General features: G+C 72.8%; 22 protein-coding genes and 2 tRNA genes. 16 read left to right on the top strand and 8 right to left on the bottom strand.

The window, feature by feature from the left end; all coding sequences use genetic code 11:
• Window positions 1-56: 56 nt before the first annotated feature.
• The 3 genes from HNR68_RS00505 (at window position 57) to HNR68_RS00495 (ending at window position 2,542) form a co-directional block, all read left to right on the top strand.
• Entirely contained in the window at window positions 57-719 is a 663-nt protein-coding gene (locus tag HNR68_RS00505; protein WP_343049862.1) for an AAA family ATPase, read from the top strand.
• Window positions 719-1,558 (top strand): phosphotransferase, encoded by an 840-nt coding sequence (locus HNR68_RS00500; RefSeq protein WP_218888151.1) that lies wholly within the window; start codon window positions 719-721, stop codon window positions 1,556-1,558. Before HNR68_RS00505 ends, HNR68_RS00500 begins: the two co-directional genes overlap by 1 nt.
• A gap of 129 nt (window positions 1,559-1,687) precedes the next feature.
• Window positions 1,688-2,542: a tyrosine-type recombinase/integrase gene (locus tag HNR68_RS00495; RefSeq protein WP_179716526.1), complete on the top strand. Its 855-nt coding sequence runs from the start codon at window positions 1,688-1,690 to the stop codon at window positions 2,540-2,542.
• A gap of 9 nt (window positions 2,543-2,551) precedes the next feature.
• On the opposite strand, the gene HNR68_RS00490 is transcribed toward HNR68_RS00495, so the two are convergent.
• A tRNA-Arg gene (locus tag HNR68_RS00490) sits at window positions 2,552-2,624 on the bottom strand.
• A 262-nt stretch (window positions 2,625-2,886) separates the two neighbouring features.
• Here HNR68_RS00490 and HNR68_RS00485 point away from each other — a divergent pair.
• Window positions 2,887-3,537, top strand: a complete 651-nt coding sequence (locus HNR68_RS00485) for a cyclase family protein (RefSeq protein ID WP_179716524.1) — start codon at window positions 2,887-2,889, stop codon at window positions 3,535-3,537.
• 18 nt (window positions 3,538-3,555) lie between these two features.
• Here the strand turns inward: HNR68_RS00485 and HNR68_RS00480 are convergent, their stop codons facing one another.
• Entirely contained in the window at window positions 3,556-5,058 is a 1,503-nt protein-coding gene (locus HNR68_RS00480) for a GGDEF domain-containing protein (RefSeq protein WP_343049861.1), read from the bottom strand.
• Window positions 5,059-5,117: 59 nt separating this feature from the next.
• Window positions 5,118-5,795, bottom strand: a complete 678-nt coding sequence (gene bluB, locus HNR68_RS00475) for a 5,6-dimethylbenzimidazole synthase (protein WP_179716522.1) — start codon at window positions 5,793-5,795, stop codon at window positions 5,118-5,120.
• Window positions 5,796-5,993: 198 nt separating this feature from the next.
• Between bluB and HNR68_RS00470 the strand changes: the two genes are divergently transcribed.
• From HNR68_RS00470 to HNR68_RS00445, 6 genes are all read left to right on the top strand, one after another.
• Window positions 5,994-6,689 (top strand): response regulator transcription factor, encoded by a 696-nt coding sequence (locus HNR68_RS00470; protein ID WP_218888150.1) that lies wholly within the window; start codon window positions 5,994-5,996, stop codon window positions 6,687-6,689.
• Window positions 6,686-8,116, top strand: coding sequence for an ATP-binding protein (locus HNR68_RS00465; protein WP_179716518.1), 1,431 nt, complete (start codon window positions 6,686-6,688; stop codon window positions 8,114-8,116). Before HNR68_RS00470 ends, HNR68_RS00465 begins: the two co-directional genes overlap by 4 nt.
• A 236-nt stretch (window positions 8,117-8,352) precedes the next feature.
• A complete protein-coding gene (locus tag HNR68_RS00460; protein WP_179716516.1) occupies window positions 8,353-9,141 on the top strand; it encodes a DeoR family transcriptional regulator in 789 nt (262 codons plus the stop codon).
• Window positions 9,142-9,202: 61 nt separating this feature from the next.
• A complete protein-coding gene (gene galT / locus HNR68_RS00455) occupies window positions 9,203-10,276 on the top strand; it encodes a galactose-1-phosphate uridylyltransferase (protein ID WP_179716514.1) in 1,074 nt (357 codons plus the stop codon).
• 100 nt (window positions 10,277-10,376) lie between these two features.
• The gene (locus HNR68_RS00450) at window positions 10,377-11,738 is read left to right on the top strand and encodes a S1C family serine protease (RefSeq protein WP_179716512.1); all 1,362 of its coding nucleotides are present in this window, start codon (window positions 10,377-10,379) and stop codon (window positions 11,736-11,738) included.
• A 322-nt stretch (window positions 11,739-12,060) separates the two neighbouring features.
• On the top strand, window positions 12,061-12,561 hold the full coding sequence (locus tag HNR68_RS00445) for a MogA/MoaB family molybdenum cofactor biosynthesis protein (protein WP_179716510.1): 501 nt from the start codon (window positions 12,061-12,063) through the stop codon (window positions 12,559-12,561).
• A gap of 53 nt (window positions 12,562-12,614) precedes the next feature.
• On the opposite strand, the gene HNR68_RS00440 is transcribed toward HNR68_RS00445, so the two are convergent.
• Window positions 12,615-12,869 carry an antitoxin gene (locus HNR68_RS00440; protein ID WP_179716508.1) on the bottom strand — a complete coding sequence of 85 codons (255 nt, stop codon included), beginning with the start codon at window positions 12,867-12,869 and terminating at the stop codon, window positions 12,615-12,617.
• Window positions 12,870-13,046: 177 nt separating this feature from the next.
• On the opposite strand from HNR68_RS00440, the gene HNR68_RS00435 reads away from it, so the two are divergent.
• A complete protein-coding gene (locus HNR68_RS00435; protein ID WP_179716507.1) occupies window positions 13,047-13,211 on the top strand; it encodes a hypothetical protein in 165 nt (54 codons plus the stop codon).
• Between the two features lie 15 nt (window positions 13,212-13,226).
• On the opposite strand, the gene mscL is transcribed toward HNR68_RS00435, so the two are convergent.
• The 4 genes from mscL to HNR68_RS00415 all read right to left on the bottom strand — a co-directional run bounded on the left by mscL (window position 13,227) and on the right by HNR68_RS00415 (window position 15,598).
• Window positions 13,227-13,700 carry a large conductance mechanosensitive channel protein MscL gene (mscL, locus tag HNR68_RS00430; protein WP_179716505.1) on the bottom strand — a complete coding sequence of 158 codons (474 nt, stop codon included), beginning with the start codon at window positions 13,698-13,700 and terminating at the stop codon, window positions 13,227-13,229.
• A gap of 89 nt (window positions 13,701-13,789) precedes the next feature.
• On the bottom strand, window positions 13,790-14,431 hold the full coding sequence (locus HNR68_RS00425; protein WP_179716503.1) for an SAF domain-containing protein: 642 nt from the start codon (window positions 14,429-14,431) through the stop codon (window positions 13,790-13,792).
• Window positions 14,432-14,625: 194 nt separating this feature from the next.
• Window positions 14,626-14,904 carry an FmdB family zinc ribbon protein gene (locus HNR68_RS00420; protein WP_179716501.1) on the bottom strand — a complete coding sequence of 93 codons (279 nt, stop codon included), beginning with the start codon at window positions 14,902-14,904 and terminating at the stop codon, window positions 14,626-14,628.
• A 97-nt stretch (window positions 14,905-15,001) separates the two neighbouring features.
• Complete coding sequence (locus HNR68_RS00415; RefSeq protein ID WP_343049860.1) at window positions 15,002-15,598, bottom strand: 5-formyltetrahydrofolate cyclo-ligase; 597 nt, start codon at window positions 15,596-15,598, stop codon at window positions 15,002-15,004.
• Between the two features lie 37 nt (window positions 15,599-15,635).
• On the opposite strand from HNR68_RS00415, the gene HNR68_RS00410 reads away from it, so the two are divergent.
• From HNR68_RS00410 to HNR68_RS00390, 5 genes are all read left to right on the top strand, one after another.
• Complete coding sequence (locus HNR68_RS00410; RefSeq protein WP_179716497.1) at window positions 15,636-16,562, top strand: UTP--glucose-1-phosphate uridylyltransferase; 927 nt, start codon at window positions 15,636-15,638, stop codon at window positions 16,560-16,562.
• Window positions 16,563-16,659: 97 nt separating this feature from the next.
• Window positions 16,660-17,883 (top strand): molybdotransferase-like divisome protein Glp, encoded by a 1,224-nt coding sequence (gene glp / locus HNR68_RS00405; protein ID WP_179716495.1) that lies wholly within the window; start codon window positions 16,660-16,662, stop codon window positions 17,881-17,883.
• Window positions 17,884-17,890: 7 nt separating this feature from the next.
• Complete coding sequence (locus HNR68_RS00400; protein ID WP_179716493.1) at window positions 17,891-18,556, top strand: GNAT family N-acetyltransferase; 666 nt, start codon at window positions 17,891-17,893, stop codon at window positions 18,554-18,556.
• 267 nt (window positions 18,557-18,823) lie between these two features.
• The gene (gene sepX / locus HNR68_RS00395; RefSeq protein WP_179716491.1) at window positions 18,824-19,579 is read left to right on the top strand and encodes a divisome protein SepX/GlpR; all 756 of its coding nucleotides are present in this window, start codon (window positions 18,824-18,826) and stop codon (window positions 19,577-19,579) included.
• Between the two features lie 98 nt (window positions 19,580-19,677).
• Window positions 19,678-19,750: transfer RNA gene (locus HNR68_RS00390), tRNA-Ala, on the top strand.
• Window positions 19,751-19,757: the final 7 nt, after the last annotated feature.

Raw genomic sequence — 19,757 nt, 5'->3', positions numbered from 1 at the left:
AGGCGAACCGGCCCGGCCGCGCTGAGCGTGGCCGGTGGCCATACACGGTGCCGTGCGTGGCCGAGCTCGTCGATGAGGGGCTGCGGTTCGAGGCGCCGGTGACGTTCTTCGTCGGCGACAACGGCTCGGGCAAGTCCACGCTGGTCGAGGCGATCGCTGAGGGGTTCAAGCTCGATTCCTACGGCGGTCGCCTCGCCGCGCTGCGCGGCCGCCCGAATCCGACCAAGACCCCGCTCGGTGAGGTGCTGACGCTGGAGACCACCGCGGCCGGTTCCCGGATGCTCGGCGGTCCCCGCTCCCGCAAGCAGGGGTTCTTCCTGCGGGCTGAGACGGCGTTCCAGATGACCGAGAACCTCGGCGGGGTGCCGGGCTACTGGGACGACAACACCGCGGAAATGTCGCACGGCGAGGGCTTCCTCGCGGTGTTCCGGGCGATGTTCGCCAAGCCCGGCTTCTACGTGATGGACGAACCCGAGGCCGCGCTGTCGTTCACCTCGTGCCTGCGGCTGGTCGGGCTGATGCACGAGCTGGGCAAGACCGGCGCGCAGGTGGTGTGCGCGACGCACTCGCCGATCCTGGCCGCCACACCCGGTGCGGACATCATCGAGGTGGGCGAGCACGGGTTCCGGCGGATCAAGTGGGACGAACTCGAACTCGTCGACCACTGGCGGCGCTACCTGGCCAACCCAGACAGCTACCTGCGGCACATCATCGACTGATGGAACCCACCGCCGCCGAGGTCGCCGAGGCCGACCGCCAGTTCTCCGAATGGATGCGCGCCAACCTGGCGCGCGCCGCCGAGCACTTCGGAGTGACGGTGACGGGCGAGCCGGTGTTCGGGTGGCGGCTGCGGTCGATCAGCGCCCCGGCCGCCAGCCCGGACGGGCACCGGTGGCTGCGGGTGGTTTCTGAGCAAGTCCAGTGGGCCGAGGGCGACTGGTGGACCGGTAACGCCGACGCGAACGCGATCACGGGCATCCGAAAACCCCGTGTGCTCGACGTCGTGGAGTGGGAGGTCCCCGGGGTGCGGCGGCAGCGCGCCGAGCTGATGACCTACGTGCCGGGTCGTCGCTGCTCGGACACTGACGTGCTGCGGGCCGAGGTCGACCTGCCTGCGGAGTGGTGGGGTGAGCTGCGCCGCAGCCTCGACGTGCTCCGGGCAACTCCGACGACGCGGATCCGCAAGGACGCACCCGGGATCCGCAAGGCCGTCCACGACGCGCTCGGGCTGTCGATCGAGGTGGCCGAGTGGGAAACCGTGCACGGTGATCTGCACTGGGCGAATCTGCTGCAACCCGAACTCGGCGTGCTCGACTGGGAGCTGTGGGGCCGCGGCCCGGTCGGCACCGATGCGGCGTCGCTGTACTGCTACAGCCTGCTCTCACCCCGCACCGCCGCGACCGTGCGGGCAGCCTTCGCCGACGTGCTCGACACCCCGACCGGCACCACCGCGCTGCTCTACGTCGCCGCCCGCCTACTGCGCCGCACCAGCATGGGCGACCACCCCGAACTCGCCAGCCAACTTCACCGCCTGGTCGACGAGCTCACCCAGCAATGACGAACGCGCCCCACGTCGGACCCGATCAAGGGGTCGACGTGGGGCGCTGGTCTTTCCGGGCGGGGGCGTCGTGGCGCAGCCGGATCGCGGGGAGCGGTCGACGAGAAGCTGCTCACGGTCTCGCCGAGAGTGGGGATCAAGTTGGAGACAGTCACCGCCGACGACGAGTACTTCATGACGCGCGCAGAGGTGGCGCGGTTTCGCGGAGTTGCGGCAGAGGACAGCGAACTGCTTGACCTGCTGATCGACATCGGCACTGAGACCGGTCTGCGCTGGGGTGAACTCGCCGGGCTGCACCTGCAACGCGTCGACACCAAGCGACTCGTGATCCAGGTGCAAGAGGCCTGGGACAAGCACAGCAACGAGATCAAGCCCTACCCGAAGGGGCGACGTCGCAGAGGTGTGCCGATCACCAGGCGGCTCGCTGGCCGCATCGACGACTACGTGAAGCGGAATCCGCCGAAGCGGTGCCGGGCCCGACACCGTGGTGGGAGACGTTGCACCGGGGCGTTGCTGCTGGCATCCAAGGCTGGAACGCCACTGAACTACGGGAACATGCGCCGTCGGCACTGGGATTCCGTCGCGGAGCGCGCGGGGCTGGCAGGGGGCACGCCGCACGATATGCGGCACACGTACGCGTCGTGGCTGATCCAGGATGGGGCCGGCATCGAGACGGTGTCGGCGCTGTTGGGGCACAAGTCCTGGACGACGACCATGCGGTACGCGCACCTGGCGGATGCCCGGTGGGCGAAGGTGCGCGACATCATCGGCGGCCCGGAACCGACTCCGGACGGGCTGAGTTCCGATGCGATCGCCGAGGCCGTGCGCGTCCTCGCTGCTGAACCCGAGCGGTGGGCGGCGGTCGCCGCGGCCCTGGACGGGGGGCTGGCTCCTAACGCTGCCCCCATCTTGCCCCCATCTGGGGATGCTGCGGACGGAGCCAAGATCATCGATCTGGCGTCCCGCCGCAGGTCAACAGGCTAATTCTTTCCGCGCCCCCGGCAGGATTCGAACCTGCGACACCCGCTTTAGGAGAGCGGTGCTCTATCCCCTGAGCTACGAGGGCCTGCTTGGAGAGTACCTGGCCGGTCGGGGCGGGTCGGCACCGGTTGGTGTCGTGCCGTTCACGATGGCTCCCGGGCCGGTCACGTATCGTCAGGAGATCGTCACCGATCGTGCTGAGGGGGTGTGGGCGACGTGGACACAGGTGCTGCGGGCGACGTCGTGCGGGCGGAGGCGGTGCACGGCCACCAGGGGGTCGCGGCGTTAGCCGGTCCCCCCGGGACCACGCCGACGACCGACTCACCGAGCTGCACAGGACCTGTCTGGTGGACGAGCACGACTTGGAGCAGTTCCTGCTCCCCGACCTCCTCAGCGGGCACGCTGCCGGGCCCCTCGACGCGGTCGACCGCGACGACGACTTCGGCCGCCTCCTCGCCTGGTACCGGCGGCAGGGCGCCTTCGCCGACCGGGCGGTGACGGGACCGGGCCGGTTCCGCGTCGTCGACGACGAGCTCGACGGGGAGAACCCGTTCAGCCGGGAGACGGCGCTGGAGTGGCTGCGCAGCGAGCGCGTCAACCTGGTCGGCATGGTCCGGTTGGCCGCCGAGAGCGGGTGCCACACCGACGTCATCGCGTTGTGCGACGGGCCGCTGTGGGCGCTGCACGAGCAGGGCGAGCACGCCGGCGACACCTTGGAAGCGCTGTCCGCGGGGGTCGCCTCCGCGGTGGCGCTCGCAGATCCCGTCGCCGAGGCGCGGATGCGCGGCCTGCGCGGTCGGCTGCTCGTCGAGCGCGGTGAGGTCGACGACGCACTGGTCGAGTGCGCGGAAGCCGTTGCCGTGGCGGAGGGTTCCGGCCACCGGCGGGTCCTCGCCGCTGCGCTGCAGGCCCGCGGCGAGGTGCTGCAGGCCCGCGGCGAGCACGCTGCGGCCGTCGAGGACTTCCAGCGGGCGCGGCGCGAGATCAGCGAGGGGTGAACGGCTCCACCGCGCCCGTCACGCCGTGGTCGGGGAGTCGGTCGCCGGGCTCTCGTCGATCTCCACGCGGTTGCGCCCGGCCCGCTTCGCCCGGTACAGGGCGATGTCCGCGGCCGCGAACAGGTGCTCCAGCGTCGCCGGTCCGGCCGCCACGCCGATGCTCACCGTCGGTGCCTTGGTGATCCGGCCCAGCACCAGGCGCCAGTCGTGGTTGTGCACCGCGGCGCGGATGCGCTCGGCGACCACCGGCCCGGCCTCCTGGGAGTCCTCGCTGGAGCCGACCAGCAGCACCACGAACTCGTCCCCGGCCCAGCGGCAGACCAGGTCGTCGGCGCGGCACTCGCGGCGCAGCAGGTGCGCGACCTCCTGGAGCACGACGTCACCAGCCGTGTGCCCGGCCAGGTCGTTGACGTCCTTGAACCAGTCGACGTCGAGCAGCACCAGCCACGGCACCCGCCCCGCGGCCGCGGTCTGCTCCAGCAGCAGCGGAGCCCGGCGCTCCAGCCCGAGCCGGTTGGTCAGGCCGGTCAGCGGGTCGCGCAGCGCGGCCTCGCGCGCGGCCAGCGCCATGCGCTGGGCCTGCACGGCCACCCGGCGCTGCTCCAGCGCCTGGCCGAGGCCCTCGCGGAGCGCCTCGACCGCCGCCCAGCTCGCCGAGACGGTGCGACGCAGCGCGGCGGCCTCGCCGACCGGGTCGGCCAGGGCGTCGCAGATCGTCGCCAGGTCGAGCGAGAACTGCATCATCAGCATGGTGTCGCGGATGGTCTCCGCGGCGTCCAGTGCGCGGCTGGCGAGCGTGCGGGCCTCCTCCAGCTGGTTCTGCTGGCGGCGCACCACCGCGAGCACCCAGTTCGCCACCGACGAGCTGAACCAGTCGTCGGCGGCGCGGGCCAGCGCCAGGGCCTCCTGGGCGACGCGCTCGGCGGTCTCCCGGTCGCCGATGCCGACCAGCGCCCGCGCCAGGCCCGCCATCGCCGAGCGCCTGACCTGGCCGGGCCGGGCCAGCGACCGCGACTCCTCGAACAGGTCGCGGGCCAGGACGAACTGCGTGGCCCGCTCCTCCGTGGGGAGGGAGGTGGCGCGGAAGATCCGGGCGTTGCCCTCGCGGCACAGGCAGTGCGCCAGCGTCGCCGGGTCGCCGGAGTCGCGGGCCAGCTGCACCGACAGCGCCATCATCTCCAGCGCCGGGCCGCGGTGGCCGATGGTCTCCAGCAGGTAGCCGAGCATGCTGACGGTGTGCGCAGCGGCCGGCCCCTCGGGCCGGTCCACGTCGAGCTCGGTCCACCCCTCGGCGAGCAGCTCCAGGGCCAGCGGGATGTGCTTCAGGCGCCAGGCCAGGGTCGCTCGGTGCACCAGCACGGCGGCCCGGTTCCACTGCTCGGCGACCCGGTTCGCCCCCGCGGCGATCAGCTCGTCGAAGGCCGCCTCGGCCTCGGCGAAGCGGCCGGAGTCCAGCAAGGACCGCACCTGGCGGTCCTGGGCCGGGATGTGGCCGACCATCAGCGGGTCATCGTGCTGCACCGCTTCCTCGCAGGAGCGAACCTCGTGGTGGGACCGCGTGGCGGTCGTGTCGCCCCAGGCTACCGGTTGCGACCGCTGTCGTACTTGTCGTAGTGCACGACGGCCTCGAGTGGCAGTCGCTGCCGCCACCCGTGCCGTTCCAGGTCAGGCACGTCGGCGAGCGAGCGCACCGGGCCCACGCACAACCACGCGACGGGACGCACCCCGGCCGGGATGCCGAGCAGCCGGCGCAGGAACTCCTCGCGGTAGAAGCTGACCCAGCCCACGCCCAGGCCCTCGGCGGTGGCCGCCAGCCACAGGTTCTGGATGGCCAGGCACACCGAGTACAGGCCGGCGTCGGCGATCGCGTGCCGGCCGAGGACCTGCGGCGCGCCGCGGCTGGGGTCGTAGGTGACGGCGATGCCGAGCGAGGACTCCACGATGCCCTCGACCTTGATCTTGGCGAACGTGGCGGCGCGCTCCTCGTCCAGCTGGGCGGCGAAGACGCTGCGCTCGGCCAGCACGTGCTCGCGGAAGGCGCGGCGGGTGGACTCGTCGCGGACCAGCACGAAGTCCCACGGCTGGGACAGCCCGACGCTGGGCGCGCTGTGCGCGGCGCTGAGCACCCGGCGCAGCACGGGCTCGGGGACCTCCTCGCCGGTGAACTCGCGGCGCACGTCCCGGCGGCGGTTGATGACCTCGTAGAGGTCGGCTGCGGGGGCGGTGTCGGTGAACTGCTTGCGTCCGGTCGTCCTCATCGTGGTCATCCTGCCTCGGGGAGGCCCAGCGCAGCGGGGGAGGGTGACGATCTCCGCCGTGATCGCCGCCTCGCCGGTGACCCGCCGGGTCCGCGCTGGTCACCCCAGGTGATCGGTGGTGAGACGGTCGTCACCGCGCCCGGCGACGGGGTGGACGCCTCTCAGCTCGTTCTCAGGACCAGGGGTAAGACTGTGCTCATGCGCATCCTCGTCGTCGACGACGATCGTGCCGTGCGGGAGTCCCTGCGCCGGTCCTTGCAGTTCAACGGCTACCAGGTGGAGCTCGCCGCGGACGGTCAACAGGCCCTGGACCAGCTGGCGGCCAACCGACCCGACGCCATGGTGCTCGACGTGATGATGCCCCGGCTGGACGGGCTGGAGGTGGCCCGGCGGCTGCGCAGCACCGGCGACGACCTGCCGATCCTGGTGCTCACCGCCCGCGACGCGGTCTCCGACCGGGTCGCCGGGCTCGACGCGGGAGCCGACGACTACCTGCCCAAGCCCTTCGCGCTCGAAGAGCTGCTCGCCCGGTTGCGCGCGCTGCTGCGCCGCGCCGGCCCGTCGGACACCGGCCAGGACGAGCACCCGGCCGCGCTGCGCTTCGCCGACCTGGAGCTGGACCCCGGCACCCGCGAGGTCCGCCGCGGCGACCGCCCGATCAGCCTCACCCGCACCGAGTTCGCCCTGCTCGAGCTGCTCATGGCGCACCCCAAGCAGGTGCTGACCCGCAGCCGCCTCCTCGAGGACGTGTGGGGCTACGACTTCCCGACCTCGGGCAACGCCCTGGAGGTCTACATCGGGTACTTGCGCCGCAAGACCGAGGCCGACGGGGAGTCGCGGCTGATCCACACGGTCCGCGGTGTCGGTTACGTCCTCCGCGAGACGCCGCCGTGACGGTCCCCGCCCCACCCCCACCGGACCTCGCCGAGGCCCAGCCCCGAGGTCGCTTCCAGCGCGTCTCGCTGCGCAACCGCGTCACCTGGCTGGCGGCGGTCTGCGTGGCCGGTGCCGTCGCGCTGGTGTCGGTCGCCGCCTTCGTGACCGTGCGCGACAGCCTCTACCAGCAGCTCGACGACAACCTGGTCGAGCGCGCGGTGGAGGCCGCCGAGGGACCGCTGGTGCGCACCTCGGACCTGCAGCAGGTGCCGGTGGCGTTCTTCAACGCGACGAACTTCAAGATCACCGTGCTGAGCGCGGACGGGTTCCAGTTCGGCCCGAAGGGCCAGCGGCCGCCGCTGAGCTTCGCCGAGCTGGCGGTGGCGCGCGGGCAGGTGCCGCAGTCCCGGCGCACCGACCAGGAGACCAACAGCCGCGTGGTGGCGGTGCCGGCCGGGCAGGGCGCCGCGCTGGTCATGTCCACCTCGCTGGACCCCACCCAGCGCACGCTCGCCCAGCTCAGCGTGGTGCTGGTGGTCATGGGCGGGGCCGGCATCCTGCTCGCCGCGGCGGCCGGGACGGCGGTGGCGCGCGCCGGGTTGCGCCCGGTGCAGCGGTTGACCGCCGCGGCCGAGCGCGTCGCGCTCACCGGGGACCTGCGGCCGATCCCGGTCGAGGGCGACGACGAGCTGTCCCGGCTGACGACCAGCTTCAACGGCATGCTCAGCGCGCTGGCGGAGTCGCAGGAGCGGCAGCGCAGGCTCGTCGCCGACGCGGGGCACGAGCTGCGCACCCCGCTGACCTCGCTGCGCACCAACCTGGAACTGCTCATGGCCTCGTCCCGGCCGGGCGCGCCGAGCCTGTCGGAGGAGGACCGGGAGGAGATGCTCGCCGACGTCCAGGCCCAGGTGACGGAGCTGTCCGCGCTGGTGGGCGACCTGGTGGAGCTGGCGCGGGAGGACACCCCGCAGGCGGTGCACGAGCCGGTGGACCTGGTGGACGTGGTGGAGCGGGCGCTGAGCCGGGCGCGGCGGCGCGCGCCGCGCACCGAGTTCGACGTGCGGCTGGCGCCCTGGGAGATGATGGGCGACGCCACGGCGCTGGAGCGCGCGGTGCTGAACCTGCTGGACAACGCCGCGAAGTGGAGTCCCGAGGAGGGGCGGGTGCGGGTCGAGCTGCTGCCCGACCCGGCGTCCGGGCAGGTCGTCCTGGAGGTCGCCGACAGCGGTCCCGGCATCGCCCCGGCGGACCGGCCGTACGTGTTCGAGCGCTTCTACCGCTCGTCGGACGCGCGGACGCTGCCGGGCTCGGGGCTGGGGCTGTCGATCGTCAAGCAGGTCGCGGAGCGGCACGGCGGCTCGGTGTGGGCCGGGGAAGCGCCGGAGGGCGGTGCGCTGCTGCGCATGTCGCTGCCGGGCGGCCCGCCGCAGACCGAACAGCAATGAACAGCGGTGCGGCAACTCCGCACCGGGCTGTGCTGGTGCGGTGAGGTGGTGAGCAGGCCGCGGTGCCCGGTGGCGTCGCCGGACCGCGGCCGGGAGGTCACAACGCCGCAGGTCGCAGCGTGGTCGGGCTCCCCGGTCTGCTCCTGGTCGTGATCGACTGGTCACACCACGCTCCCGCGTGTCACTCGTTCAGGTAATGTTGGTTCTTGTTCGTTCGTGGACCGGAGAGGACGAGCGTGCTCGCGCGGCAACGGCAGGAAGTGATCCTCGACGAGGTGCGGCGCACCGGTGCGGTGCAGGTCGCCGACCTGGTGCTGCGGCTGGGTGTGTCCGACATGACCATCCGCCGCGACCTCGACGCGCTGGCCCGCCGCGGCCTGGTCGAGAAGGTCTACGGCGGCGCGACCTCGGTGACCGGCCGCAGCACCGACGAGCCCGGGTTCGAGGCCAAGTCGGTGCGGCAGCTCGCGGAGAAGGAGGCCATCGCCGCGCTCGCCGCGCAGCAGGTCCGGCCCGGCACGGCGATCGGGCTGTCCGCGGGCACCACCACCTGGACGCTGGCCCGCCACCTCGACGACGTCGCCGACCTGACCGTGGTCACCAACTCCGTGCGGGTGGCCGACGCACTGCAGCGGCGCGGGCGCACCGACCGCACCGTGGTGCTCACCGGCGGCGTGCGGACCCCGTCGGACGCGCTGGTCGGGCCGGTCGCGGTGCAGGCGCTGCGCTCGCTGCACCTGGACATGGTGTTCCTCGGCGTGCACGGGATGGCCGCCCGCGCGGGCTTCACCACCCCGAACCTCAACGAGGGGGAGACCAACCGGGCGCTGGCCGAGGCGGCCGGGCGGCTGGTGGTGGTCGCCGACAGCTCCAAGTGGTCGACCGTCGGCATCTCCACGATCGTCGACTTCGACGAGGTCGACGTGCTCATCAGCGACCAGGGCCTGCCCGAGGAAGCCCGCCAGCTGGTGTCCGAGCACGCGGAACTGCTGCTGGCGGACACGGGAGGTGCCGAGGAGTCGTGATGAGCAGGCACGGACAGGCCCTGGACCTGACCGCCACTGTGCACCCCGGAGAGGCGGAACTGTGAAGCGCACGGCACGACGACTGGCCGACGGCCGCGAGATCATCTACTTCGACAGCGACCCGGAGACGGTGCGGGACGCCGTCGACACCCGCGAGCTGCCCCCGCAGGCACCGGCGTCGGAGATGCGGCGGGACCCGCTGACCGGCGAGTGGGTGGCGATCGCCGCGCACCGGCAGTCGCGCACCTACAAGCCCCCGGCCGAGCTGTGCCCGCTGTGCCCCAGCAGTCCCGGGCGGCCCACCGAGATCCCGGAACCCGACTACGACGTGGTGGTCTTCGAGAACCAGTTCCCGTCGTTCGCCACCGGGATCCCCGGCGAGGAGTCCACTGTGGAGGGCATGCCGATGGTGCCCTCCGCGCCGGCGCGCGGCCGGTGCGAGGTCGTCTGCTTCACCTCCGACCACAGCTCCTCGTTCAGCGCGCTCAGCCCCGCCCAGGCCCGCACCGTCGTCGACGTGTGGGCCGACCGGACCACCGCGCTGTCCGAGGTCCCCGGCGTGGAGCAGGTCTTCTGCTTCGAGAACCGCGGCGAGGAGATCGGCGTCACGCTGCACCACCCGCACGGGCAGGTCTACGGCTACCCGTTCGTCACGCCGAAGACCGGGAAGGCGCTGCGCGTCGCCGACGAGTACCTGTCACTGCACGGCCGGCACGTGCAGGGCGACGTGCTCGCCGCGGAACGCGCCTCCGGGCGGCGGGTGGTGGTCGACTCCGAGCACTGGACCGCCTACGTCCCGGCCGCGGCGCGCTGGCCGGTCGAGGTGCACCTCGTGCCGCACCGCAAGGTCCCGGACATCCCGGCGCTCACCGACGAGGAGCGCGACGACCTCGCGAAGACCTACCTCGACGTGCTGCGCCGCCTCGACCGCCTCTACGACACCCCGCTGCCCTACATCGCCGCCTGGCACCAGGCGCCGGTGCGCGTCGGCCGCGACCTGTCCTGGCTGCGCCTGGAGGTCTTCTCGGTGCGCCGCTCCGCGGACAAGCTGAAGTACCTGGCGGGCTCGGAGTCCGGCATGGGAGTGTGGATCAACGACGTGACCCCGGAGCAGATCGCCGACCGCCTCCGCTGAGCGGCCGGTGCGGTGGACCTCACAGAGGTGATCAGCTGCTGACACCGGGTCCACAGGGGGGTCTCAGGCACTTCTCAGCCGCGTGGAGCAGAGTGGAGTCATGACCGATCACACCCCGGGTTCCGGCGACCAGCCGGAAGAACCGACGCCGCGGCCGGAGAGCAGCTCGGCTGGCACTGGCGACACGTCACCAGCCGGGGTGCCGTCGCAGCAGCCGCACGCGCAGCGACCGGACCCCGAGAACCCGTACGCGCGGCCACCCGAGGGCCAGCCCGCGTACGCGGCGCAGCCGTCCCAGGACCAGCAGTCGTACGCGGCGCAGGGAGCGCAGCCGCACGCGACGCAGCAGCAGCCCTGGGGGCACACCGCGGTGCTGCCGCAGCAGTCCTCCGGCCGCCGCGGCGGGCTCGTCGCGGGCGTGGCCGCGCTGGCCCTGGTGTGCGGGCTGGTCGGCGGCGGTGTCGGCGGTTACGTCGGCTACCAGTTCGGCGGCGACAGGGCCCCCAGCGTCAGCTCGCTGGACCAGCAGCGCCCGGCGCGCAGCGTCAGCACCGCCCCGCAGGGCTCGGTGCAGCAGGTCGCCGACAAGGTGCTGCCCAGCGTCGTCCAGCTGCAGCTGGTCACCGCGCGCGGCGCCGGCGAGGGTTCCGGCATCGTGATCAGCGACGACGGCTACATCCTGACCAACAACCACGTGGTGGACAGCGGTGGCGCGGGCAGCCGGCTCACCGCGATGTTCCACGACGGCCGCACCGCGAAGGTCCGGGTGGTGGGCACCGACCCGAAGTCCGACCTCGCGGTGGTCAAGGCCGACATCACCGGGGTCACCCCGGCCGAGCTGGGCCGCAGCGACGACCTTCCGGTGGGGGCGCCGGTCGTGGCCATCGGTTCGCCGTTCGGCCTGTCCGGCACCGTCACCAGCGGCATCATCAGCGCCAAGGACCGGCCGGTGCGCGCGGGCGGCGAGAACGGCAGCGAGGACACCGTGCTGAACGCGTTGCAGACCGACGCGGCGATCAACCCGGGCAACTCCGGTGGGCCGCTGGTCGACATGGACGGCAACGTGGTCGGCATCAACTCGGCGATCTACAGCCCCGGGAACAGCCAGAGCCAGGCCGGCTCGGTCGGCCTCGGCTTCGCGATCCCGATCGACCAGGCGTGGCGCATCGCCACGGAACTGAAGGACCACGGTTCGGCCACCCAGACCACGCTCGGTGTGCTGATCGGCGTCGGCGACCAGCCGGGAGCACTGGTTCGCAACGTCGTGCCCGGTGGCCCCGCCGAACAGGCCGGCGTCCGCGAAGGTGACCTGATCACCAAGGTGGACGACCGGCTGATCCAGGACCCCGATTCGCTGGTGGCCGCGGTCCGCTCGCACGCGCCGGGCGACCGCGTGACGATCACCCTCAGCGGGGTCGGCGGGGAGCGCACCGTGGACGCCACGCTCGTCGGGCAGCGGTGACCGGACGCGCGGCCCGGCCCACCAGCCGGGCCGCGTCCCCTCGCCGTCGACCGCCCGTGGCCCTGCCCCTCCGCCTCGGAGCGGTCGGCGGCGCGTTCGCGACCGCCCGGAACCGTTCCGCACCCCTGGGACGTTGTCCCTGCGGGGGCAACCGAACGATTCCCGGCGTCGGCCTGCGGCAGGACCGCTGCGGGACCGCAGACTTCTCTTCGCGATCAGGAGGACCATGTCCGACGGAACAGGTGTCGTGCAGCGGCGGTTGACCGGGCTCACGAGCGCCGAGGACCTGACCGGGCCCCCCCTTGGCACTACGGTTGCCTGCATGGAACGCAGCGCGCAGCGTTTGGGACGGGCCCTGGTGGTCGTGGTGGACGACCGGGTGGCACAGGGCGAGCAGGAGGACAACATCGGTCCGCTGGTGACCGAGTTGCTGGAGGAAGCGGGCTTCATCGTGGACGGCACCGTCGCGGTGGCCGGGGAGACGGTGGACATCCGCAACGCACTGAACACCGCGGTGATCGGCGGCGTGGACGTGGTGATCACCGTTGGTGGCACCGGTGTGTCGCCGCGGGACGTCACGCCGGACGCCACGGCCGGTGTGCTGGACCGGCCGATCCCGGGCATCGCCGAAGCCCTCCGGGCCTCGGGCCTGGCGGCGGGCGCGGTCGACGCGGGGGTGTCGCGCGGGCTGGTCGGGGTCTCCGGCAGCACGCTGGTGGTCAACCTCGCGGGCTCCCGCGCCGCGGTCCGCGACGGCATGGCCACGCTGACCCCGCTCGTGGCCCACGTGATCGAACAGCTGTCCGGCTTGGAAACGGCCTGACCGACGCACGAACGGTGGCGGCTCCGCTCCAGAGCCGCCACCGCCTGCGCAGGTCAGGACGTCTTCGGTGTCTGGCCGTCCCCTCCGGGGCCGGTGTCCCCGGGCCCCTTCCCGTGCTTGAGCAGGCCCTCGACCTTGCCGCTCACGGATTCGATCTTGTCGTGGTACTTGCCGCCGGTCGCCTTGTCCAGGCTGGTCTTGGCGGCGTCGAGTCCCTTCACGGCGCTCGGGCCCGCCTTCTCGGCGAGCTCCTCGGCCTTGCCCTTGGCCTGGTTCGCCAGGTCCTTGGCCTTGTCCAGCAAACCCATCTTCTCGCCCCTCGCGGCTGGCGCCCGGTGAGCCGCGCGCGGCGCGGCCCCGCGGCGTGCGGACCTCGTGCTTCCACTGTAGTCCACGTCACACCGGCCGACGGTGGGCTCGCCGCCACCGTCCCGGAGCAGGGATGATGGGGTGGAACAACGGCACCAGCCAGGGGAGGACCGGAGTTGGACGGCGATCGCGCCGAGCGGGAGCGGCGGCGCACGCTCGCGGAGATCTTCGGCGACGTGCTGCCGGAGACCACCGCGGACGACCGGCCGGACCGCACCCCCGCTGACGACGAGGAGCGCTGGTACCGGGAGAACCGGCCGCCGCACCACGAACCCCGCTGAACCGGGGCGCGACGGCTACTTCGTCGCGCCGTTGGTGGAGGCCGACGCCTTGGCCTCCGCCTTCTCCGCCTGGCTGGCCAGGCCCGTGACCGGGGGCAGGCCCTGCTGGGCGCGCAGCAGGTCGCGGATCTCCAGCAGCAGTTCGACGTCGGTCGGGTCCGCCGGCGTCTCCTCCTGGCCCTTCTTGCGCCGCTCGTTGATCGTCTTCATCGGCAGCACGAACAGGAAGTACACCACCGCGGCGGTGATGAAGAAGGTGATCACCGAGTTGATCACCGCGGCGAAGTCGATGATCGAGGCCTGGTTGCCCTCGCGCAGCTGGATGCTCAGGCCGGTGACGTTGCCACCGCCGGTGGCCGCGATGATCGGCTTGATGATGCTCGTGGTGAAGGACGTGACGAGCGCGGTGAAGGCGCTGCCCACCACGACCGCGACCGCCAGGTCGACCACGTTGCCGCGCATCAGGAAGTCCTTGAAGCCCTTGAGCACGCGTCCAGCTCCTCTCGGCGCAGGGGGTTCGACGCCGACCACGGGCGGATGAGCGTCGAATCGTTCGGATGATCGGCCGATCATGCTACTCAGCGCAGAGCAACGGTCACCGTCTGGTTGAGGGATGCGGCGGCCACCGCCCCGGCGAGCTGCTCGGGCAGGCCGACGAAGATGAGCCGACCCCGGTCGTGCCGTTCTGGGGCGGGCTGGACGGCGACCACCCGGGCGTTCTCGGCCAGCACCGCGCCGCCGCCTGGTCGGTCGGCTGCGGTGATGACGTCCACCCGTCTGCCGGGGGCGAGGAAGTCGGCCACCTCGGGGTCGGCGAGCCGGACCGGCACCGACACCGTTCCCGCCGCACCGGACGCGACGGTCGGGCCGTGGAAGCGCGCGTCGGTGAGCGGTTCGCCCTGGTGCGCGGCCGCGCTCAGCGTCTTGCCGAGCGCGGCGGAGGGGTCGTGCAGCGCGCCGCTCGGCACCAGCTCCGCGGGGACCTCGCGGCGCGCGACGTCCACGTCGGACAGCACGCGGCCGGGCGGCAGGTCGCGCGCGGCGACGAGCACCGGCACGCCGTCGCTCGGGGAGCCGGGGTGCTGCACCGCGAGCACGGCCGCGAGCAGCAGCAGCGCGAGCGCGACCGACCTGCGCAGCAGCAGGACCCCGCGCCGGCTGCGCAGGAGCGCGGCGAGGCGGTCGCGCGGTGTGGCGTTGAGGCGGTCCTTCGGCGGCATGGTCTGCTCCGCTCGCGTCCGGGGAGGTCGGTCTCCTCCGAATGCTGCGGAGCGGCAGGGCGCGCCGGAAGCGGGTTCCGGGAATCTGTGGATGACCCGGTCCGCTGTGGACAACTGGAGATCACACGAACGATCGCCGGGTGATCACAGCGAGCGCACCGTCGCCGACCGCGGTCCGCGGTCGGCGCGGGACGTCAGGAAGCGGCAGCCGTCGTGGACGAGGAGCTGCTCGACGACGAGTCGCTCGAGGAGGAGCTGCCGTTCGAGCTCGACGAGGAGCTCGACGACGAGCCCGACGAGCGGTTGTCGGTGCGGTAGAAGCCGGAGCCCTTGAAGACGATGCCCACGGCGTTGAACAGCTTGCGGAGACGGCCGGTGCACTTCGGGCACTCGGTCAGGGAGTCCTCGCTGAACGACTGCACCTGCTCGAACCGGTGATCACACTCGGTGCAGGCGTACTGGTAAGTGGGCACGGCCGTGAACCTCCGGCTTCTCGTCCTGGCACTCGACCTACAAGAGTGCTAACACGATGATGCTCCAGAAGAGGTGTCCAGCGCAAACAGGTCTGTGTCACACGGGTAGCGCCACGACCCCCCGCCGCGGCGTCAGCACCCCGGTCATCCGCACGTCGTGCGGCTCCCCGGGCAGCTCGGCCACGAACTCCTCGTCCCGGACCACGCCGATCAGCGGCGCACCCGGCGCGGCCAACGGCAGCGACCGGTCGTAGTAGCCCGCGCCGCGCCCCAGCCGCACGCCCCGCCGGTCCACCGCGAGCGCGGGCACCAGCAGCGCCTCGGCCTCCGCGACGGCCTCGGCACCCAGCCGCGGGCCCGCGGGTTCCAGCAGGTCGAAACCGGCGCGGCGCAGCGAGTCCGGCCCGGTGTAGTCGGCCCACTGCAGCGGCTCCCGGCGGTGCACCACCGGCAGCAGCACCCGCAGCCCGGCGCCGCGCAGCGCCTCCAGCAGCTCCGGCGAGCCGGGCTCCTCGCCGACCGGGACGTAGGCGGCGACCGTCCGGTACCGGTGCTCGGCGAGCCAGGCCAGCGCCGCCTCCTGGAGCGCCTCGGCGTCCGCCGTGCGGGTGGCTTCGTCCACGTCGCGGCGCTGCTGCAGCAGCCTGCGGCGCCACGCGTCCTTCGTCGCAAGGGATTCGTCCGGCGAGCTCACAGGTCCACTGTAGGTTTGCCCGATAGGCTCCCTGGCCATGAGCAGCCCGACGAGCACGCCCAACGCGTTCCGGACCGCCATCGTGCCCGCAGCAGGCCTAGGAACCAGGTTCCTGCCGGCCACGAAGGCGGTGCCCAAGGAGTTGCTCCCGGTCGTGGACACCCCCGGGATCGAACTGGTCGCCGCCGAGGCGGCCGAGGCCGGCGCACAACGCCTGGTCATCGTGACCTCGCCCGACAAGGCCGCGGTCGTCGACTACTTCACACCCCAACCCGAGCTGGAGCGGACCCTCGCGGAACGCGGCAAGGACGCGCTGCTGGAGAAGGTCCGGCGCGCGCCCGGCCTGCTCTCCGCGGAGACCGCGGTGCAGGAGCAGGCGCTCGGGCTCGGCCACGCGGTGGGCTGCGCGGAGCCGAACCTGGGCGAGGACGACGACGCGGTCGCCGTGCTGCTCCCCGACGACCTGGTGCTGCCGACCGGCGTGCTGCGGCGGATGGCCGAGGTCCGCAACCGGTTCGGCGGCAGCGTGCTGTGCGCCGTCGACGTGCCGCGGGAGCAGATCTCCGCCTACGGCGTCTTCGACGTCACCGACACCGACGACGCCGACGTCAAGCAGGTCCGGGGCATGGTCGAGAAGCCCGCCCCGGAGGAGGCGCCGTCCACCTTCGCGGCGGCGGGCCGCTACCTGCTGGACCGGGCGGTCTTCGACGCGCTGCGTCGCATCGAGCCGGGTGCCGGAGGTGAGCTGCAGCTCACCGATGCCGTAGCGTTGTTGATCTCCGAGGGACACCCGGTGCACGTGGTCGTCCATCGAGGTGGGCGACACGACTTGGGAAATCCTGGCGGTTTCCTGAAAGCTGCGGTGGACTTCGCGCTGGAGGATCCCGAGTACGGGCCGGACCTGCGGTCCTGGCTCGTCGAGCGGATCGAGGGGAAGGACCAGACGTCCTCCGGGCGGCCCTGAGCGCTCGCTGCGGTGCGAGCGGCCACTTCCGCCGGGACAGGACGTGACCTACAGCCACGCCGGGCGGCGGCTCGGTGCACGGGAAGAGGACGAGGCCATGCGGACAGTGGACGAGCAACTCGCACGCGTGCTCACGGCGGCTGTCCGGCCCGCGCCGGTCCGCGTGGCGATCTCCGAGGCGCAGGGGCTGCTGTGCGCTGAGGAGGTCGTCGCCGAACAGGCGCTGCCCGGATTCGACCAGGCCGCGGTGGACGGGTACGCGGTGCGCAGCGTGGACGTGCAGGCCGCCAGCGAGGAGCCGATCCTGATGCCGGTGGTCGGCGAGATCCCGGTCGGCTCCCGGCAGCCGCGGCGGTTGCAGCCGGGCCAGGCGGTCCGGGTGGACACCGGTGCGCCGCTGCCGACGCTGGCCGACGCGGTCGTGCCGCTGGAGTACACCGACGAGCACCCGGCGAAGGTCACCGTGCGCCGGTCGGTGCCCTCGGCGGCGTTCGTGCGCCGCACCGGCGAGGACGTGCAGACCGGTGACGTGGCGGTGCGCCGCGGCGCACCGATCGGCCCCGCGCAGGTGGGCCTGCTCGCCGCGGTGGGGCGGGACAAGGTCCTGGTGCACCCGCGGCCCCGCGTGTCGGTGATCTCCGTGGGCGAGGAGCTGGTGGACGTCGACCGCACGCCCGGCCAGGGCCAGGTCTACGACGTCAACTCCTACGCGCTGGCCGCGGCCGCGCGCGACGCCGGCGCCGAGGTGACCCGCGTCGGCATCATGAGCAGCGACCCGCGGCGGCTGCGCGAGGTCGTCGAGGGGCGGCTGCTGCTGTCGGAGATCGTGGTGATCGCCGGCGGCGTCGGTGGCACGCAGGGCGCCGAGGTCCGGGCGGCGCTGGCCGACCTGGGGGAGCTCGACGTGAGCCGGGTCGCGATGCAGCCCGGCTCGGTGCAGGGCTTCGGCCGCCTGGGCCCGGACGAGATCCCCACCTTCGCGCTGCCCAGCAACCCGGTGAGCGCGCTCGTGGCGTTCGAGGTGCTGGTGCGGCCGCTGATCCGCACCGCGCTGGGCAAGCAGAACCCGCACCGCCGCACCGTGACGGCCGAGCTGCTCTCGCCGATCACCTCCACGAAGGGCCGGCGAGGCTTCCTGCGCGGCCAGCTGCTGCGCGATCCGCAGAACGGCTCCTACCTGGTGCAGCCGCTGGGCACCTCGGGGTCGCACCTGCTCGCCTCGCTGGCCGAGGCGAACTGCCTGGTGGTGGTGGACGAGGAGGTCACCGAGGTGGCTGCCGGCGAAGAGGTCCAGGTCCGCTTCCTGTCACAGCGCGGCTGAGCCGACGATGCCGCCCACCGACGACGCTGGGTTCCCGGTCGGCCGCCACCCCGGCTGGCCGGCCCGGCTCGGGCCGCTGATCACCGCGCGCGGTGCGGTCGCGCTGCGTCCCCCGCGGCTGCGCGACGCCTCGGCGTGGAGCCGTGCCCGGCTGCACGACCCCGCCTACCTGCAGCAGTGGGAGCCCACGGCGATCGGGGGCTGGCAGGAGCGCAACGCCACGACGGCCTGGCCCGCGCAGTGGGCGGCGCTGCGCGGCATGGCCCGCCGCGGCCAGGCGCTGCCGTTCAGCATCACCGTGGACGGCGAGTTCGCCGGTCAGCTGACCATCGGCAACATCGTGCGCGGCGCACTGCGCTCCGGGTGGATCGGCTACTGGGTCGCCGAGCAGCTGGCCGGGGGCGGGGTGGCCACGGCCGCGGTGGCGCTCGCCGTCGACCACTGCTTCGGCCCGGTGGGGCTGCACCGGCTGGAGGCCACGGTGCGGCCGGAGAACCAGCCGAGCGTCCGGGTGCTGGAGAAGTCCGGGTTCCGCCGCGAGGGGCTGTTCAAGCGCTACCTCGACGTGGCCGGCGACTGGCGGGACCACTACGTGTACGCGCTGACCGCGGAGGAGCTCCAGGAGGGCGCGGTGGCGCGGCTGGTCCGCAGCGGCGGCGCTTCCCGTCCCTGAACCCGCCGATCACGCGCGGTCACCGCGGGGGCCTCCGGTCCGCGCAGCCCGGTTGGGCCGATCGGGCGGTTGACCGGCTGCGTTCGGCGGTGTCGTGCTGACACGCGTCAGAGTCGTTCCGTCACGGGCTGTGCTCGCCGTGGGACCGTCCGGGGTGCGGCGAACCACACAATTTTCGGCGTGGCGCCAACACAGGAGTGACGGATGTGGCTAGCGTGGCGGACGCAGACTCGTGTGCTGCCGGTGGCCAGGGGGAGGTGGCGAGGCATGCCCAGTTCGTTGATCTTCGCTGCGCTGGCGGCGGCGTGGCTGGTGGTGCTGGTGCCGATGTTCGCCCGCCGCCGCCAGGAAGTGTCCAAGACCACCGACTCCGCGCTGGCCGCGAGGGTGGTCCGACGCGGCAGCGGTCGGCGTCCGGCGGCGCCCGGAGCCGCGAGTACCGACAGGCGGGAGGGAGCCGGGATGTCTGACACCGAGCTGGACGACGCGGTCGAGGAGCAGGACACCGCGTGGCGCCGGGTGCACAGCGACGACGTCCGCGCCGGGCGTCGCTACCGGCCCGGCCGCGGCGGGTTCGACCCGGAGGCGGCGGCGCTGGCGGCCCGCGCGAAGTACGCCCGCCGGCAGCGGATCGTGCTCGTCATGCTCGCAGTCGCCGTCACGACGGCGGTGCTCGCGGGCCTGGTGTGGCCGGTCCTGTGGTGGGCGCACGGCGCGACCGACCTGGTGATCGTCGGCTACCTCACCTACCTGCGCCGCCAGGTCCGCATCGAGGAGGACGTGCGCGCCCGCCGCCTCGCCCGCCTCAACGGCGAGCGCGACGTCGACCACGAGGACGAGTACGACGACGAGGACTACCGCGACGACGAGTACGAGGAGGTCGCGGAGGTCGCCGACGTCGAGCGCCGCGAGTCCCGCCACGTCGCGCACGCGGTCCGCGTGGAGATCGACGACGAGGACCCCTTCTTCGACGAGCTGGACGAACGCACCTGGGAGCCCTACCGCCGCGCGGCCGGGGAGTGACCCCTGCGGCGAAGAGGGGGGGGTGCTGTCAGCCCCGGGTTCCGGGGTTGCTAGAGTACTGACAACAACAACGCCGAGGGGCTGGGTCTCCGAGGCACGGGGCTGTAGCGCAGTTGGTAGCGCGTCTCGTTCGCATCGAGAAGGTCAGGGGTTCGATTCCCCTCAGCTCCACGTTGGG

It is taken from the genome of Saccharopolyspora hordei, assembly GCF_013410345.1.
GTDB classification, from domain to species: Bacteria; Actinomycetota; Actinomycetes; order Mycobacteriales; family Pseudonocardiaceae; genus Saccharopolyspora; species Saccharopolyspora hordei.
The sequence above is the reverse complement of the archived record's forward strand: the minus strand, read 5'-3'. Positions and strand labels throughout refer to the sequence as shown.

Excerpts from the sequence above, each read along its gene's own strand:
- HNR68_RS00450 (WP_179716512.1), top strand. The coding sequence starts at position 10,377 with ATGACCGATCACACCCCGGGTTCCGGCGACCAGCCGGAAGAACCGACG.
- HNR68_RS00410 (WP_179716497.1), top strand. The coding sequence starts at position 15,636 with ATGAGCAGCCCGACGAGCACGCCCAACGCGTTCCGGACCGCCATCGTG.
- HNR68_RS00470 (WP_218888150.1), top strand. The coding sequence starts at position 5,994 with ATGCGCATCCTCGTCGTCGACGACGATCGTGCCGTGCGGGAGTCCCTG.
- HNR68_RS00440 (WP_179716508.1), bottom strand. The coding sequence starts at position 12,869 with ATGGGTTTGCTGGACAAGGCCAAGGACCTGGCGAACCAGGCCAAGGGC.
- HNR68_RS00445 (WP_179716510.1), top strand. The coding sequence starts at position 12,061 with ATGGAACGCAGCGCGCAGCGTTTGGGACGGGCCCTGGTGGTCGTGGTG.
- sepX (WP_179716491.1), top strand. The coding sequence starts at position 18,824 with ATGCCCAGTTCGTTGATCTTCGCTGCGCTGGCGGCGGCGTGGCTGGTG.
- HNR68_RS00425 (WP_179716503.1), bottom strand. The coding sequence starts at position 14,431 with ATGCCGCCGAAGGACCGCCTCAACGCCACACCGCGCGACCGCCTCGCC.
- HNR68_RS00500 (WP_218888151.1), top strand. The coding sequence starts at position 719 with ATGGAACCCACCGCCGCCGAGGTCGCCGAGGCCGACCGCCAGTTCTCC.
- bluB (WP_179716522.1), bottom strand. The coding sequence starts at position 5,795 with ATGAGGACGACCGGACGCAAGCAGTTCACCGACACCGCCCCCGCAGCC.
- glp (WP_179716495.1), top strand. The coding sequence starts at position 16,660 with ATGCGGACAGTGGACGAGCAACTCGCACGCGTGCTCACGGCGGCTGTC.
- HNR68_RS00400 (WP_179716493.1), top strand. The coding sequence starts at position 17,891 with ATGCCGCCCACCGACGACGCTGGGTTCCCGGTCGGCCGCCACCCCGGC.